This window comes from Variovorax sp. GW823-FHT04F07, from assembly GCF_058795995.1.
Genome location: NZ_JBXAIG010000002.1, coordinates 1,085,153 through 1,098,518, shown reverse-complemented (window position 1 = coordinate 1,098,518; position 13,366 = coordinate 1,085,153). Strand labels below are relative to the sequence as shown.

At 68.9% G+C, this 13,366-nt stretch carries 16 protein-coding genes; 10 read left to right on the top strand and 6 right to left on the bottom strand.

Going from position 1 to position 13,366, the window contains the following annotated elements; all coding sequences use genetic code 11:
• Positions 1 to 11 precede the first annotated feature (11 nt).
• A complete protein-coding gene (locus AC1RAA_RS14330; protein WP_492728600.1) occupies positions 12 to 965 on the top strand; it encodes a DMT family transporter in 954 nt (317 codons plus the stop codon).
• Between the two features lie 40 nt (positions 966 to 1,005).
• Positions 1,006 to 1,797, top strand: coding sequence for an SDR family oxidoreductase (locus AC1RAA_RS14325; RefSeq protein WP_369631641.1), 792 nt, complete (start codon positions 1,006 to 1,008; stop codon positions 1,795 to 1,797).
• Here the strand turns inward: AC1RAA_RS14325 and AC1RAA_RS14320 are convergent, their stop codons facing one another.
• Positions 1,798 to 2,709 carry a DMT family transporter gene (locus AC1RAA_RS14320; RefSeq protein WP_492728602.1) on the bottom strand — a complete coding sequence of 304 codons (912 nt, stop codon included), beginning with the start codon at positions 2,707 to 2,709 and terminating at the stop codon, positions 1,798 to 1,800.
• A 108-nt stretch (positions 2,710 to 2,817) separates the two neighbouring features.
• Here AC1RAA_RS14320 and AC1RAA_RS14315 point away from each other — a divergent pair, with 108 nt between their 5' ends.
• Together AC1RAA_RS14315 and AC1RAA_RS14310 are read left to right on the top strand one after the other, a co-directional pair.
• Positions 2,818 to 3,804: a quinone oxidoreductase family protein gene (locus AC1RAA_RS14315; protein WP_082818233.1), complete on the top strand. Its 987-nt coding sequence runs from the start codon at positions 2,818 to 2,820 to the stop codon at positions 3,802 to 3,804.
• Positions 3,805 to 3,914: 110 nt separating this feature from the next.
• Entirely contained in the window at positions 3,915 to 4,337 is a 423-nt protein-coding gene (locus AC1RAA_RS14310) for a response regulator (protein ID WP_062479432.1), read from the top strand.
• Here AC1RAA_RS14310 and AC1RAA_RS14305 read toward each other — a convergent pair.
• Positions 4,297 to 5,223 (bottom strand): LysR family transcriptional regulator, encoded by a 927-nt coding sequence (locus AC1RAA_RS14305; protein ID WP_062479435.1) that lies wholly within the window; start codon positions 5,221 to 5,223, stop codon positions 4,297 to 4,299. The two genes, AC1RAA_RS14310 and AC1RAA_RS14305, sit on opposite strands and share 41 nt — an antisense overlap.
• Positions 5,224 to 5,293: 70 nt before the next feature.
• Between AC1RAA_RS14305 and AC1RAA_RS14300 the strand changes: the two genes are divergently transcribed.
• The 3 genes from AC1RAA_RS14300 (at position 5,294) to AC1RAA_RS14290 (ending at position 8,495) form a co-directional block, all read left to right on the top strand.
• Positions 5,294 to 6,301 (top strand): bile acid:sodium symporter family protein, encoded by a 1,008-nt coding sequence (locus AC1RAA_RS14300; RefSeq protein WP_095747468.1) that lies wholly within the window; start codon positions 5,294 to 5,296, stop codon positions 6,299 to 6,301.
• 158 nt (positions 6,302 to 6,459) lie between these two features.
• Positions 6,460 to 7,620 carry a porin gene (locus tag AC1RAA_RS14295; RefSeq protein ID WP_492728606.1) on the top strand — a complete coding sequence of 387 codons (1,161 nt, stop codon included), beginning with the start codon at positions 6,460 to 6,462 and terminating at the stop codon, positions 7,618 to 7,620.
• 269 nt (positions 7,621 to 7,889) lie between these two features.
• Positions 7,890 to 8,495, top strand: a complete 606-nt coding sequence (locus AC1RAA_RS14290) for an ATP-binding protein (protein WP_492728608.1) — start codon at positions 7,890 to 7,892, stop codon at positions 8,493 to 8,495.
• On the opposite strand, the gene AC1RAA_RS14285 is transcribed toward AC1RAA_RS14290, so the two are convergent.
• The gene (locus AC1RAA_RS14285) at positions 8,484 to 9,440 is read right to left on the bottom strand and encodes a LysR family transcriptional regulator (RefSeq protein WP_139700107.1); all 957 of its coding nucleotides are present in this window, start codon (positions 9,438 to 9,440) and stop codon (positions 8,484 to 8,486) included. The genes AC1RAA_RS14290 and AC1RAA_RS14285 overlap by 12 nt on opposite strands.
• 149 nt (positions 9,441 to 9,589) lie before the next feature.
• Here AC1RAA_RS14285 and AC1RAA_RS14280 point away from each other — a divergent pair, with 149 nt between their 5' ends.
• Positions 9,590 to 10,468 carry a pirin family protein gene (locus tag AC1RAA_RS14280; protein WP_492728610.1) on the top strand — a complete coding sequence of 293 codons (879 nt, stop codon included), beginning with the start codon at positions 9,590 to 9,592 and terminating at the stop codon, positions 10,466 to 10,468.
• Positions 10,469 to 10,495: 27 nt separating this feature from the next.
• Here the strand turns inward: AC1RAA_RS14280 and ureG are convergent, their stop codons facing one another.
• The 3 genes from ureG to ureE form a co-directional block, all read right to left on the bottom strand.
• Positions 10,496 to 11,146 (bottom strand): urease accessory protein UreG, encoded by a 651-nt coding sequence (ureG, locus tag AC1RAA_RS14275; protein WP_095949388.1) that lies wholly within the window; start codon positions 11,144 to 11,146, stop codon positions 10,496 to 10,498.
• A gap of 21 nt (positions 11,147 to 11,167) precedes the next feature.
• On the bottom strand, positions 11,168 to 11,839 hold the full coding sequence (locus AC1RAA_RS14270) for an urease accessory protein UreF (protein WP_095743899.1): 672 nt from the start codon (positions 11,837 to 11,839) through the stop codon (positions 11,168 to 11,170).
• Positions 11,840 to 11,988: 149 nt separating this feature from the next.
• On the bottom strand, positions 11,989 to 12,588 hold the full coding sequence (ureE, locus tag AC1RAA_RS14265) for an urease accessory protein UreE (RefSeq protein ID WP_492728613.1): 600 nt from the start codon (positions 12,586 to 12,588) through the stop codon (positions 11,989 to 11,991).
• Between the two features lie 71 nt (positions 12,589 to 12,659).
• Here ureE and AC1RAA_RS14260 point away from each other — a divergent pair, with 71 nt between their 5' ends.
• Both AC1RAA_RS14260 and AC1RAA_RS14255 read left to right on the top strand, forming a co-directional pair.
• Positions 12,660 to 12,887 carry an AbrB/MazE/SpoVT family DNA-binding domain-containing protein gene (locus AC1RAA_RS14260; protein WP_095743901.1) on the top strand — a complete coding sequence of 76 codons (228 nt, stop codon included), beginning with the start codon at positions 12,660 to 12,662 and terminating at the stop codon, positions 12,885 to 12,887.
• A complete protein-coding gene (locus tag AC1RAA_RS14255) occupies positions 12,884 to 13,288 on the top strand; it encodes a type II toxin-antitoxin system death-on-curing family toxin (protein WP_095743902.1) in 405 nt (134 codons plus the stop codon). Before AC1RAA_RS14260 ends, AC1RAA_RS14255 begins: the two co-directional genes overlap by 4 nt.
• Positions 13,289 to 13,366: the final 78 nt, after the last annotated feature.

Sequence of the window (13,366 nt, the reverse complement as noted above, 5' to 3'; positions counted from 1 at the left end):
ATGATCGGGGGATGAGCAAGACAGCCGCATCGGTCGGCATTCCCCCGCACGGACACGAGGCCGCCCGCAAGGGCTACGCCACCGGCCTCGTCCTGGCCACGCTGGGCGCCATCGCGTTCAGCGGCAAGGCCATCATCGTCAAGCTGGCGTACCGCTACGGCGTCGACGCCATCACGCTCATCATGCTGCGCATGCTCTTTGCGCTGCCGCTGTTCGCGCTGATGGCGTGGTGGGCCGGGCGCGGCAAGCCCGCGCTCACCACGCGCGACTGGCTCGGCATCCTCGGGCTCGGCTTCTCGGGCTACTACCTCGCGAGCTTTCTCGACTTTGCCGGGTTGGCCTACATCTCGGCCAGCTTCGAGCGGCTGATTCTTTACCTCAACCCCACGCTGGTGCTGTTCTTCGGCTGGCTGCTGTACCGGCGCCGCCCGACGCGCCCGCAGGTGTTCGGCATGGTCGTGAGCTACGCCGGCGTGCTGCTGGTGTTCGGCCACGAGCTGTGGACCGGCGGCGACGGCAAGGGCGGCGGCGCGGCCGCGTGGGGTGCGTTCCTCGTGTTCCTGAGCGCGGTGAGCTATGCGGGCTACCTCGTGTACAGCGGCGAGTTCGTCAAGCGGCTCGGGTCGCTGCGGCTCGTGGGGCTGGCGACCACCGTGGCCTGCGTGCTGTGCATTCTTCAGTTCGTGCTCACGCGGCCGATGAGCGCGGCGATGGCGGTGGCGCCCGAGGTGATCTGGCTGTCGGTGCTCAACGCCACGCTGTGCACGGCGGTGCCTGTCCTCATGGTGATGATGGCCATCGAGCGCATCGGCCCCGCCATTGCGGCACAAACCGGCATGATCGGGCCCCTGTCGACCATCCTCATGGGGGTGGTCATACTGGGTGAGCCGTTCACCGCGTGGATCGCGGCCGGCACGGTGCTCGTCATCGCGGGCATCTTCGTTTTCACACGCAAGGGGCGTTAGTCCCTGCAGCATCGATCGATCGATCGACTGGAGCAAACACATGGATCTGGGCATTGCAGGCAGGACCGCACTCGTGTGCGGCGCGAGCAAGGGGTTGGGCTACGGCTGCGCCGAGGCGCTGGTGCGCGAGGGCGTCAACGTGGTGATCGTGGCGCGCGGCGCCGAGGCGCTCGACGCCGCGGCCAAGCAGCTGGTGGCAGCGGCCGGCCCGTCGGGTCCGTTCGTCAAGCAGGTGGCGGCCGACATCACCACCGAAGCCGGCCGCGCGGCCGTGTTCGCGCTGGGCCACGACTTCGACATCGTTGTCACCAACGCCGGCGGCCCGCCGCCCGGCGACTTCCGCAACTGGGACCGCGAGGCGTGGATCAAGGCGGTCGACGCCAACATGCTCACGCCCATCGAGCTCATCAAGGCCACGGTGGACGGCATGGCCAAGCGCGGCTTCGGTCGCATCGTCAACATCACGTCGAGCTCGGTGAAGTCGCCGATCGACATCCTGGGCCTGTCGAACGGCGCGCGCAGCGGCCTCACGGGCTTCGTGGCCGGCGTGGCGCGCACGTCGGTGGCGGCGCAGGGCGTGACCATCAACAACCTGCTGCCGGGCTCCTTCGAGACCGACCGCCTCAAGGGCACGATGGCCGGCGCGGCGCAGAAGTCGGGCCAGGACTTCGACACCGTGTGGGAAGCGCGCAAGAAGAACATTCCGGCCAAGCGCTTCGGCAACCCGGCGGAGTTCGGCGCGATCTGCGCGTTCCTGTGCAGCATGCAGGCCGGCTACATGACGGGGCAGAACGTATTGGCCGACGGCGGCGCGTACCCCGGCACCTACTGATCAGCGCCGCGACGACACCACGATCCCGCCCACGATCAGCACGAAGGCGGCGCCGTGGTACCAGTACGGCGCCTCGCCCAGGAAGGCCGCCGACAGCACGGCCGCGAACAGCGGCGTGAGGTTCATGAAGATGCTCGCCGCCTGCGGCCCCGCGCGTTGCACGCCGGTGCCCCAGCAGCGGTAGGCCAGCACGGCGGGGCCGATGCCGATGAACAGCATCGCCGCAATGAGCGGCCAGCCCAGGTCGAGGTGGGCGGGCGTGAACGTCCACTCGCCGGCGGCCAGCGCGCCCGACCATGCGACACCGAACACCAGTTGTGCCATGAGGAAGGCGGCCCAGTCGCCGCGCACGTTGGCAGGCTCGTGCGTGCGCGCCAGCAGCCAGCTGTAGAAGGCCCAGGCGATGGTGCCCGCGATCATGTACAGGTCGCCCGGCACCAGCCGCAGCGCCAGCAGCTGCTGCCACTCGCCGCGGCTCAGGACCAGCAGCACGCCCAGCATCGACAGCAGCGCGCCGCCCAGCGCGCGCCGGCTGACGCGCGCGCCGAAGCACAGCGTGCCCACGGCCAGCATCCACAGCGGCAGGCTGGAACCCACCAGCGTGACGTTGATCGGCGTGGAGGTCTGCAGCGCCAGGTACTGGAAGGCGTTGTACAGGCCGATGCCCAGCAGGCCCAGCAATGCGTAGCGCTTCCAGTACGCCCACAGCGGGCTGTCGCGGCGCAGCACCCAGGCCGCCAGCGGCAGCAGCAGCACGAACGCGATCACCCAGCGCACGAAGTTCAGCGTCAGCGGCGACACCAGCGCGCGCACCAGCCGGCCGACCACCGCATTGCCGGCCCACAGCAGGGGCGGCACGGTGAGGAGCAGGGCGGTGAGCGGCGTGAGGCGGTGGTGCGATGCGGATGACATGGCCGCCGACTCTACCGGGCCCGCGCAGTGTCCGTGGCCCGTCGAGAAATGGTCAAACGTGGCACGATGCCCGTCCCATTCTTTTTTCCCTGCGTGGAGACAGCAACGATGTTGAGCAAAGCCGTCCGTATCGACCGCCACGGCGGTCCCGAGGAACTGAAGATCGTCGAGGTCGAGGTGGGCGAGCCCGGCCCCGGCGAGATCCGCATCCGCCACAAGGCCGTGGGCCTGAACTTCATCGACACCTACCAGCGCACCGGCCTGTACCCGTTCCAGATGCCGCTGCAGCTGGGCATGGAAGCCTCGGGCATCGTCGAGGCGGTGGGCGAGGGCGTGACGCACCTGAAGGTGGGTGACCGCGCTGCCTACGCGAGCCAGCCGCCCGGCGCGTATTGCGAGCTGCGCGTGATGCCCGCCAAGTGCGTGTGCAAGCTGCCCGACGACATTTCCTTCGAGACCGGCGCGGCCATGATGCTCAAGGGCCTCACGGCCCAGTACCTGCTGAAGAAGACGCTGCCGGCCGAAGGCCTGCAGCCCGGCGACTTCGTGCTGTTCCATGCGGCGGCCGGTGGCGTCGGCCTCATCGCCTGCCAGTGGGCCAAGGCGCTCGGCCTGCAGCTCATCGGCACGGCCGGCAGCGACGCCAAGTGCCAGCTCGCGCTGGCGCACGGCGCGGCGCACGCCATCAACTACAGCACCGAGAACTTCGCGGCGCGCGTGAAGGAGATCACCGGCGGCCAGGGCGTGAAGGTGGTGTACGACTCGGTGGGCAAGGACACCTTCGAAGGCTCCATCGACAGCCTGCGCCCCTTCGGCCTGCTGGCGATCTTCGGCAACGGCTCGGGCCCGGTACCGCCGGTCAACCTCGGCCTGCTGGCATCGAAGGGTTCGCTCTACGTGACGCGCCCGACGCTGTTCACGCACATCGCCACGCGCGAGCGCACGCAGGCCATGGCCGACGACCTGTTCGCGGTGGTGCAAAGCGGCGCGGTGAAGATCCCGATCGACCAGCGCTACGCCCTGGCCGACGTGCAGCAGGCGCACCGCGACCTCGAGGCGCGCAAGACCACGGGCTGCACGATCCTCACGCTCTGAGCCCGGGCGGGTAGTCGGCGGGTGATGTCCTACGCGCGGTGGGGTGTCACACCTTCGACTTGTGGCGGGCGCAATTTGTAGCCTGAATCCGTTCCTGCCCACACGCCGCCATGACCACCGTCCGCGCTTTCATCGTCGAAGACAACCCCGCGCAGCGCGCCAGCCTGGCGGGCACGCTGCGCGAGATGGCGCGCATCGATCCGGTCGGCCAGGCCGAATCGGAGGCCGAGGGCACGCGCTGGCTCACGCGCAACCCGGCGCTGTGGGACCTGGCGATCGTCGACCTGTTCCTGGGCGACGGCACCGGCTTCAGCGTGCTCGAGGCCTGCCGCAACCGTGACCCGAAGCAGAAGATGGTGGTGCTCAGCAACCACGCCACGCCCGAGACGCGCCGCAAGTGCGCGCAGCTCGGCGCCGATGCGGTGTTCGACAAGGCCACCGAGGTCGAGGAGCTGATCGACTTCTGCGTGCGCCAGCGGCAGGAGCGCTTCTTCAGCGCGCCTTCGTCGGCGGGGCCGCGGGCGCCTCACTGAGCGCCGCCGTCTCGCGCACCATGCGCCAGACCCGCTGCGCCAGCGGCGACAGCTCGCGGTTGCGGCGCCGGATCAGCATGATCGCGCGCTGCACGTTCGGCACCAGCGGGCGCACCACCAGCCGCGCCAGCCCTTCGGGCGGCAGCGACAGGCCCGGCATCACGCTGATGCCGATGCCGGCTTCGACCATGCGGAACACGGTGGTCGCATGGCCCAGCTGCTGCTTCACGTCGCAGCGCGCGCCGTGCCGCTCCAGCGCCTGGTCGATGAGGCGCCGGCTGCCCGAGGCGTGATCGAGCAGCACCAGCGGCTGGCCGTCGAGCGCCGACCAGTTCACCGAGGCCTTCTTTTCCGTCAGCCGGTGGCCGGGCAGCGTGACCACCATGAAGGGGTCGTTGAGGATCGACTCGCAGTGCAGGTCGTCGGCCTCGGAGGGTTCGATCACCACGCCGAAGTCGACTTCGCCGCTGCGCACGCTGTCCAGCACGTCCTGCTGGATGCGGTCGAGCAGCAAAAACTGGATGCCCGGCGCCTGCACCGCGCAGGCCGCGATGCAGTCGGGCATGAGGTTGGCCGAGAGCGTGGGGCTGCTGGCCACGCGCACCTTGCCGCCGCGCGCGCTGGCCAGGCCGGCCACGTCCTGCAGGGTCTGGTCGAGTTCGTCGAGCACGCGGTCGAGCCGGGCCGCGAACGAGTGGCCGGCTTCGGTCAGCACCACCTCGCGCGTGGTGCGGTCCAGCAGCTTGAGGCCGAGCTGCGCTTCGAGCTCCGAGATCGACCGGCTCACCGCCGGCTGGCTCAGGCCCACCTGGTCGCCGGCACGGCTGAAGTTGCGGCCCTCGGCCACCGAGCGGAAGACGCGGAGTTGTCGCAGCGTGACGTTCATGCGCTCAAATCATATATCCATCCGATAAATCCATTTCTCTTTTGAATGGCCGGAAGGTCCAATGCAGGGCATGGCACGTTCACGCTTCCTCCCCGACAACTTCACGCTCACGCTCGTCGCGGTCGTCACCCTGGCCAGCCTGCTGCCCGCCAGCGGCCGCGTGGCCCATTTCTTCGAGGGCCTGACCACGGTCGCGATCGGGCTGCTGTTCTTCCTGCACGGCGCCAAGCTGTCGCGCGAGGCGATCCTCGCGGGCATCACGCATTGGCGGCTGCACCTGCTGGTGTTCGCCTGCACCTTCATCCTGTTTCCGGTGCTGGGGCTCGCGCTGCGGCCTGTGCTGGGGCCGCTGGTGACGCCGCAGCTGTACACGGGCGTGCTGTTCCTGTGCGTGCTGCCCGCCACGGTGCAGTCGGCGATTGCTTTCACTGCGATGGCGCGGGGGAACATGCCGGCCGCCATCTGCAGTGCTTCGGCTTCGACGCTGCTGGGCGTGTTCATCACGCCGGTGCTGGTGAGCCTGGTGGTCCTGCCTGAAGGCGGGGCGGTGGCGTCGTCTTCGTCGCTCGACGCGATCGGGCGCATCCTGCTGCAGCTGCTGGTGCCGTTCGTCATCGGCCACCTGTCGCGCCCGTTGATCGGCAAGTGGATCCAGAAGCGCGCCGCGGTGCTGAAGTTCGTGGACCAGGGCTCGATCCTGCTGGTGGTCTACACGGCGTTCAGCGCGGCCGTGATCGAAGGGCTCTGGAAGCAGATTCCCGTGAGCGCGCTGCTGGGGCTGCTGTTGGTGTGCGGCGTGCTGCTGGCGCTGGCGCTGGGCCTGACGACCTTCATGGCGCGGCGCTTCGGCTTCAACATCGAGGACGAGATCACCATCGTCTTCTGCGGCTCCAAGAAGAGCCTGGCGAGCGGGATTCCGATGGCCAAGGTGCTGTTCGCCTCGCACGCCGTCGGCGCGATCGTGCTGCCGCTGATGCTGTTCCACCAGATGCAGTTGATGGTGTGCGCGGTGCTGGCGCAGCGCTACGCGCGGCGCGCGGCGCCAGCCCCGGCGCCTGCGCTTCGCACGGCCGAGTAATCTGCGCGGCCCAGCGCGTTCACGCACCGGCCGGCGCGTGAACGCAAAACAACACCCGCGAGGGGAGGGCTGGCGTCCACCAGATTCCTCCAATTTTGAACAGGACCATCCGGTCAGCGGCTCGATGAAGAGCAGCTGAAAACCCCGGAGAAACCTGAATGAAGAAATCCCTCACGGCACTCGCCGCGCTGGCCGTCACCGGCCTGGCCTCTGCCCAATCGTCGGTCACCCTGTTCGGCGTCGTCGATGCCGGCGTGAGCTACCAGAGCGCCACCTCGCGCAACCCCGTCACGGGCACCACCAGCAAGCAGAGCCAATGGAGCCTGGCCAACTCGGGCTACAACTCCAGCCGCATCGGCTTTCGCGGCACGGAAGACCTGGGCGGGGGGCTCGCCGCCAGCTTCTGGCTCGAGGCGCCGATCAGCAACGACGACGGCGCCACCGGCATCGCCAACTTCAACCGCCGCTCCACCGTCAGCCTGTCGGGCGGCTTCGGCGAAGTGCGGCTGGGCCGCGACTACACGGCCACGTTCTGGAACGACACGGTGTTCGACCCGTTCGGCACCAACGGCTCGGGCTCGAGCGTGATCAACACGGTGAGTGGCAGCACCGCGCTGGGCAACACGAACTACGTGCGCGCCAGCAACATGGTCGGCTACTTCCTGCCGCCCAACCTCGGCGGCTTCTACGGCCAGCTGCAGTACAGCCTGAACGAGAACACGAAGACCAGCGCGACCGACACCACGGCCGCCACCAGCAGCAGTGCCGGGCGCTATGTGGGCGGGCGTTTCGGCTACGCGAACGGGCCGCTGGACATCGCACTGGCGGTGGGCCAGAACGTGGCGGTCGACACCACCACGCTCACGCGCAAGGTGCAGACCATCAACCTCGGCGCGTCGTACGACTTCGGTCCGGTCAAGCTGTTCGGCGAGTTGTCGAACGTGAAAAACAAGTTCGACCTCGCGGCGCTGGGCAACCGCCACGACAGCTACAACGGCTACCTGATCGGCGCGAGCATGCCGGTGGGCGCGGGCCTGATCCGCGCGTCGTACTCGACCGTGCGGTACAACGAAGGCGCGGTCGGCGTCACGGGCGACGATCCGCGCGCGAACAAGCTCGCGATCGGCTACGTGCACAACCTGTCCAAGCGCACTGCGCTGTACGCCACCGTGGCGCGCGTGAGCAACCGCAACGACGCGAGCTACACGGGCAGCCTCACGGCCGCGAGCACCACGGGCTATGGCAGCACGGGCGTGGGCTACACGGGCCTGCCGCGTTCGTCGACGGGCTACGACTTCGGCATTCGCCACGCGTTCTGATTGGCTTCCGTTCGCGTGCGGCGGCGTTGCCGGCGCACGCGAACGGGCCATGCCGTCGAACCAGTCATGCATCGATTCACATGATCCGAACTCATCACCTCGCGGGCGTGCTGGCGGCACTCGGCCTGTCGGGCTGCATCGTGCTGCCGCCCCCTCTTTTCCCGCCCGGGCCACCGCCGGGGTTTCGCGAAGGGCCCCCGCCACGCTGCGAGGCCCCGAGCGGCTGCGCGCGGCCGGCCTTTCCTGAAACGCGCTGAGGACTGTCGACCGTGTACGGCAGTTCACTCGGCCTGGTCATTGCCACGCTCATCGGCCTTGGGCTGGCTGGCGTGCTCGCGCTGATGGGCGCGCTGTTCGTCGCCAACGCCCGCGCGGCCGTGCACGCCCGTGGCCTCGCGCAGCAGGCCCGCACTGAGCTGCACCAGCACCTGGCGGACAGCCGCGTGCAGGATCTGCGGCCATTGCTCGGCACTGAATCTGGCGATGCAACATCGCTGCACCTCGATGTGGACCTGCCCGCGGAAGCGGTGCCGGTCTTCGGCATTCCATCGGAGCTGCGCGAGCTGCTGGCCAAGGTGGCCGCGCATGCCGCGCGCGTGATGGCGGCGGGCGCGACGCTGCAGGTGCGCACGCGCATCGAAGGCACGCAGGCCGTCGTTCACTGGCGCGACCTCGACGCCGACAGCGAACGCCCGCCGCTGGCGCGCTTCTTCGACGCGCTCGACGCCGCCTCGCTGGCCAGCGCGCGCATCTGCGAGCGCATCGCGGGGCGCCACGGCGGGCGCATCTATTCGGCGCCGGACGACGGCGGCGTGCTCGGGCTGACGCTGCGCCTGCCGCTGTACGCGCCAGTGACCGCCGGATCAGTCGACTGAAGTGCGCGTCGGCGCCGACGCGGCCGATACGCCCGAAAGCTCGAGGGCTTCGAGCGCCTCGTACTCCACCGCCAGGAAGTCCACCAGCTTGCGCACCGACGGCAGCAGGCCGCGGCGCGAGGGGAACACCGCGTGCACGATGCCGCTGCGCGGCGCCCATTGCGGCAGCGCGTCGACCAGGCGGCCGGCCTGCAGATCGTCGCGCACCATCATCGTCGGCATCTTGGCCACGCCCACGCCCTGCAGGGCGGCATGCCGCAGCGCGGCCATGTCGTCGGTCACCAGCCGAGGCTGGTGGCGCACCTCGGCGCTGGCGCCATCGGGGCCTTCGAGCGACCAGGTGTGGTGCGGCTGGGCCGGGCCGAGGTCCAGGCTGGGCAGCAGGCCGATGTCGGCCGGGCTGGCCGGCGCCGTCAGGCCTTCGAGCAGGCGCGGGTGGGCCACCAGCCGCTGCGTGCTGTGGCCCAGCACCTTCATCACGAGGTCGGTGTCCTCGAGCGGCGGAAAGCGCACGCGCAGCGCGAGGTCGAAGCCTTCGCGGATCACGTCGACGCGGCGGTTGGTGCTCTCGAGCTGCACGGTCACGCGCGGGCACTCGGTCATGAAGCGGGCGAGCATCTCGGCCACCTGGTAGTACACCAGCGCCGGCGGGCACGACAGCCGCACCAGCCCCTGCGGCTGGGCCTGCAGGCGGTCGATGGCCTCCTGCGCGGCATCGGCCTCGACCAGCATGGCCACGCAGTGCTCGTAGTACTGGCGGCCGATGTCGGTGACGCTGAAGCGGCGCGTGGAGCGCTGGATCAGGCGCACGCCCAGCCGCTCTTCGAGCAGCGCGATGCGCCGGCTCAGGCTCGACTTGGGCACGCTGAGCGCGCGGCCGGCCGGGGCAAAACCGCCGTGGTCGACCACCTGGGCGTAGTAGTAGAGATCGTTCAGGTCGCGCATGGCTGGGGGCCCTCCGTGCCGTTGATCGTTCGCCAGATGGAACGATGAGGGCGAATTCTGGCATCTACTCAAAGCATCGTTGCGGCCCCATCCTTGATCCATGGCTTTCCCGTTCCGGGCGAGCCGCCAGATGGAAAGGAACACAGACCATGAAGAAGATCCTCGGCACCTACAGCGCACCGCGCCCGCACTGGGTGGGCGACGGTTTTCCCGTGCGCTCGCTGTTCAGCTACGACACGCTGGGGCGCCACGCCAGCCCTTTTTTGCTGCTCGACTACGCCGGCCCGGCCCGGTTCACCCCGACCGCGCAGCCGCGCGGCGTGGGCCAGCACCCGCACCGCGGCTTCGAGACCGTGACCATCGTCTACAAGGGCGAGGTGTCGCACCGCGACTCGACCGGGCAGGGCGGCACCATCGGCCCCGGCGACGTGCAATGGATGACCGCGGGCGCGGGCATCCTGCACGAGGAGTTCCATTCCGAAGCGTTCACGCGCGACGGTGGCGAGCTCGAGATGGTGCAGCTGTGGGTCAACCTGCCCGCCAAGGACAAGATGGCCACGCCCGGCTACCAGGCCATCGTCGATGCGCAGATTCCGTCGGTGCCGCTGCCTGAAGGCGCGGGCAGCGTGCGCGTGATCGCGGGCGACTACCTCGGCCACAAGGGGCCGGCGCACACTTTCACGCCCATCGACGTGTGGGACCTGCGCCTGAACCAGGGTGCGCAGGTGACGCTGCCGGTGCCCGAAGGCCACACGGCTGCGGTGGTGGTGCTGCGCGGCACGGTGCAGGTGAACGGCGAGACGGTCGTGCGCGACGCGCAGATGGTGCTGCTCGACCGCGCGGGCGACGCGCTCACGCTGGACGCCAACAACGACGCGGTGGTGCTGCTGCTCAGCGGCGAGCCGATCGACGAACCCATCGTCGGCCACGGCCCGTTCGTGATGAACACGCGCGACGAGATCGTGCAGGCGATGAAGGACTTCGGCAGCGGGAAGTTCGGGCAGATGCCGGAGGCCGTGGCGCACTGAGCGCCCACCGCCGCCCTGGTGGAAGAATCAGGCGGCGGTGAGCATGCCGCGCGTTTCGATGAAGGCCACCACCTCGGCGACGCCCGTGAGCGTCTTGAGGTTGGTCATCACGTAGGGGCGCTGGCGGCGCATGCGCTGGGTGTCCTGTTCCATCACGTCGAGGTTCGCGCCCACGTAGGGCGCGAGGTCGGTCTTGTTGATGACGAACAGGTCGCTCTTGGTGATGCCGGGGCCGCCCTTGCGCGGGATCTTTTCGCCGGCCGCCACGTCGATCACGTAGATGGTGAGGTCCGAGAGCTCGGGGCTGAAAGTGGCCGCGAGGTTGTCGCCGCCCGATTCGACGAACACGATGTCGGCGTCGGGAAAGTCTTCGAGCATGCGGTCGATGGCCTCGAGGTTGATCGACGCGTCTTCGCGGATCGCGGTGTGCGGGCAGCCGCCGGTTTCCACGCCCATGATGCGCTCGGCCGGCAGCGCGCCGGCCACGGTGAGTAGGCGCTGGTCTTCCTTGGTGTAGATGTCGTTGGTGATGGCGACCAGGTCGTACTTGTCGCGCATCGCCTTGCAGAGCATTTCGAGCAGGGTGGTCTTGCCCGAGCCGACGGGGCCGCCGATGCCCACGCGCAGCGGCGGGAGCTTCTTGGTGCGGTTCGGGATGTGGTGCAGGGCGGAGGTCATGGGCGAAAAGGTCCGGTTCGGTCAGCTTCGGAAGAGGCGGGAATATTGTGTTTCATGGCGGGCCGACAACACCGCCAGCAGGGGCGCGAAGGCCTGGCGCTCGTCGTCGCCCAGGGCCATCGCTCGCTCGACGGCGGCAGGGATTTCGTTGGCCAGCCGCGCGAGGATGCGCTGGCCTGCGCTCTGGCCCAGCGGCACGGCCTTGACGGCTGCGGCCACCATGTTCTCGGCCCAGCCGAAGGCGAAGGCCAGGCAGCCGTCTTGCACCGAAGCTTCGGTGCGGCTGGCGGCGAAAGCGAAGGCCACGGGGTAGGTCGCGGGCAGGCCGGCGAAGACCTCGGCCGTGTCGGCATGGTGCAGCTTGAGCCACTCGACGAAGGAGCGACCCATCTGCTCGGTCTGCAGGAAGAACTCGGCGGATTCGCGGGTGTGCAGCACCCAGTCGTTGAGGGTGCGGATGCGCTGCGCGTCGTTCGCGCGCCAGGCGGTGATCGCCTGGGCGGCCAGGGCGAGGTCGCCGCGCGCGAAGCTCAGGTGCAGCTGGTCGGAGAGCCACTCGGTGGCGCTGGCTTCGGAGTTGATGCCGGCCCATTCGACTGCGGCCTCGACGCCTTCGGAGTACGAGAAGCCGCCGACCGGCAGGGCGGGGGAGGCTAGCCAGATGAGCTGGAGGAGGCTGTGCGGGGTTGGCATCTGTTTATTGGCGCGCGCCGCTGTTCAGGGCGCGTGCGCAGGCCACCGGGTACTTCCCTCCGCGAATGTCCCCCGGGCTTCGCCCTCCTCCTTGATTTCGCTGCGGGAAGCACCCAGTGCCCTGCGCACGAGAAGAGCGGTGGGTCATTTCAATGCGAGTGGCCGTGGCCGTGGCCGTGATCGTCGTCGAGCAGTTCGGGGGCGAGCACGAGGGGCTTCGGGCCGCTGCTGTGCGAGTGCCCGTGGTCGTGACTGTGGTCATGGTCATGGCTGTGGCCGCCATGCGAATGCCCTTGCGCGCCGTACGCGCCGCCTTCGGGCTCGAAGGCTTCTTCGACGGCGACGACGATCAGGTGCATCGAGCGCAGCATGTCGGCCAGCACGTGGTCGGGTTCGATCTTCAGGTGGTCGGGCTTGAGCTCGATCGGCACATGCCGGTTGCCCAGGTGGTAGGCCGCGCGCGTCAGGTCGAAGGGCGTGCCGTGGGCGGTGCAGTGCGTGATGCGCAGCACCGGCTGCGGCGCCGCGATCACGCGCACCAGCGAGCCGTCTTCCGCGACCAGCACGTCGCCCCCGCGCACCGCGGTGCCGCGCGGCAGGAAGATGCCGATCTGCCGGCCCTGCGAGTCGGTGGCGTCGAAACGGCTTTTCTGGCGCACGTCCCAGTCGAGTTCGATGGTGGCGGCACGCTTGAGCAGCACGGGCGCGAGACCGCGGCCCTGGGGCATGAGTTTGTTGGCGGTGAGCATGGCGGGTTGCGACTCCAGATGAGGCGGAATAATATAACGCTTGTTATAACTTTTGCTCGTGGGAGTCCGCCATGTCCGCACTCAAACTGACCCAGATCGGCAACTCGGTCGGCGTCATCCTGCCCAAGGAGGTGCTGGCCAGCATGAAGGTCGGCAAGGGCGACACGGTCTACCTCACGCAGGCCGCGGGTGGCGGCTTCACGCTCACGCCGTACGACGACGCTTTCGAACGCCAGATGGAGGCGGCTCGGCGCGTCATGAAGAAGCGGCGCAACGTGCTGCGCGAGCTGGCGAAGTGAGCGCGGCCAACCAGGCCTGGGTCTGGCTCAGCCTGCAGTTGATCCATGCGGTGCATGAAGAGCAGCTGGCCGAGCATGGCGGGCCAGCCGGCGTGCGCGACGAGGGCTTGCTGGCCTCGGCCATGGGCCGGCCGCAGAACCGCGCGCTGTACGAATCGCCCGATGCGGCCACGTTGGCCGCCGCCTACGCCTTCGGCATTGCGCGCAACCACCCCTTCACGGACGGCAACAAGCGAACCGCTTTCGTGGCGATGGAAGTGTTCCTCGACCTCAACGGCTTCGAGTTGGTGGCGTCCGACCACGACTGCGTGCTCATCACGCTGAAGCTCGCCGAAGGCGGGTTGGACGAAGACGCGCTCGCCCAGTGGATTCGCGAGCACCTGGCGCCACGCAACGACTGAAGTGGCGCGCGCGGCGCGGGTGAGTGAAAACGCAGGCATGGGCATGGTGCAACAAGGGTTCTTCCTTCCGTAGCAAGG

Coding starts and splice junctions, on each gene's coding strand:
- AC1RAA_RS14310 (WP_062479432.1), top strand. CDS start 3,915: ATGACCACCGTCCGCGCTTTCATCGTCGAAGACAACCCCGCGCAGCGC.
- AC1RAA_RS14305 (WP_062479435.1), bottom strand. CDS start 5,223: ATGAACGTCACGCTGCGACAACTCCGCGTCTTCCGCTCGGTGGCCGAG.
- AC1RAA_RS14325 (WP_369631641.1), top strand. CDS start 1,006: ATGGATCTGGGCATTGCAGGCAGGACCGCACTCGTGTGCGGCGCGAGC.
- AC1RAA_RS14270 (WP_095743899.1), bottom strand. CDS start 11,839: ATGCCAACCCCGCACAGCCTCCTCCAGCTCATCTGGCTAGCCTCCCCC.
- AC1RAA_RS14300 (WP_095747468.1), top strand. CDS start 5,294: ATGGCACGTTCACGCTTCCTCCCCGACAACTTCACGCTCACGCTCGTC.
- AC1RAA_RS14285 (WP_139700107.1), bottom strand. CDS start 9,440: ATGCGCGACCTGAACGATCTCTACTACTACGCCCAGGTGGTCGACCAC.
- AC1RAA_RS14260 (WP_095743901.1), top strand. CDS start 12,660: ATGTCCGCACTCAAACTGACCCAGATCGGCAACTCGGTCGGCGTCATC.
- AC1RAA_RS14315 (WP_082818233.1), top strand. CDS start 2,818: ATGTTGAGCAAAGCCGTCCGTATCGACCGCCACGGCGGTCCCGAGGAA.
- ureG (WP_095949388.1), bottom strand. CDS start 11,146: ATGACCTCCGCCCTGCACCACATCCCGAACCGCACCAAGAAGCTCCCG.
- AC1RAA_RS14320 (WP_492728602.1), bottom strand. CDS start 2,709: ATGTCATCCGCATCGCACCACCGCCTCACGCCGCTCACCGCCCTGCTC.
- AC1RAA_RS14280 (WP_492728610.1), top strand. CDS start 9,590: ATGAAGAAGATCCTCGGCACCTACAGCGCACCGCGCCCGCACTGGGTG.
- AC1RAA_RS14330 (WP_492728600.1), top strand. CDS start 12: ATGAGCAAGACAGCCGCATCGGTCGGCATTCCCCCGCACGGACACGAG.
- AC1RAA_RS14295 (WP_492728606.1), top strand. CDS start 6,460: ATGAAGAAATCCCTCACGGCACTCGCCGCGCTGGCCGTCACCGGCCTG.
- ureE (WP_492728613.1), bottom strand. CDS start 12,588: ATGCTCACCGCCAACAAACTCATGCCCCAGGGCCGCGGTCTCGCGCCC.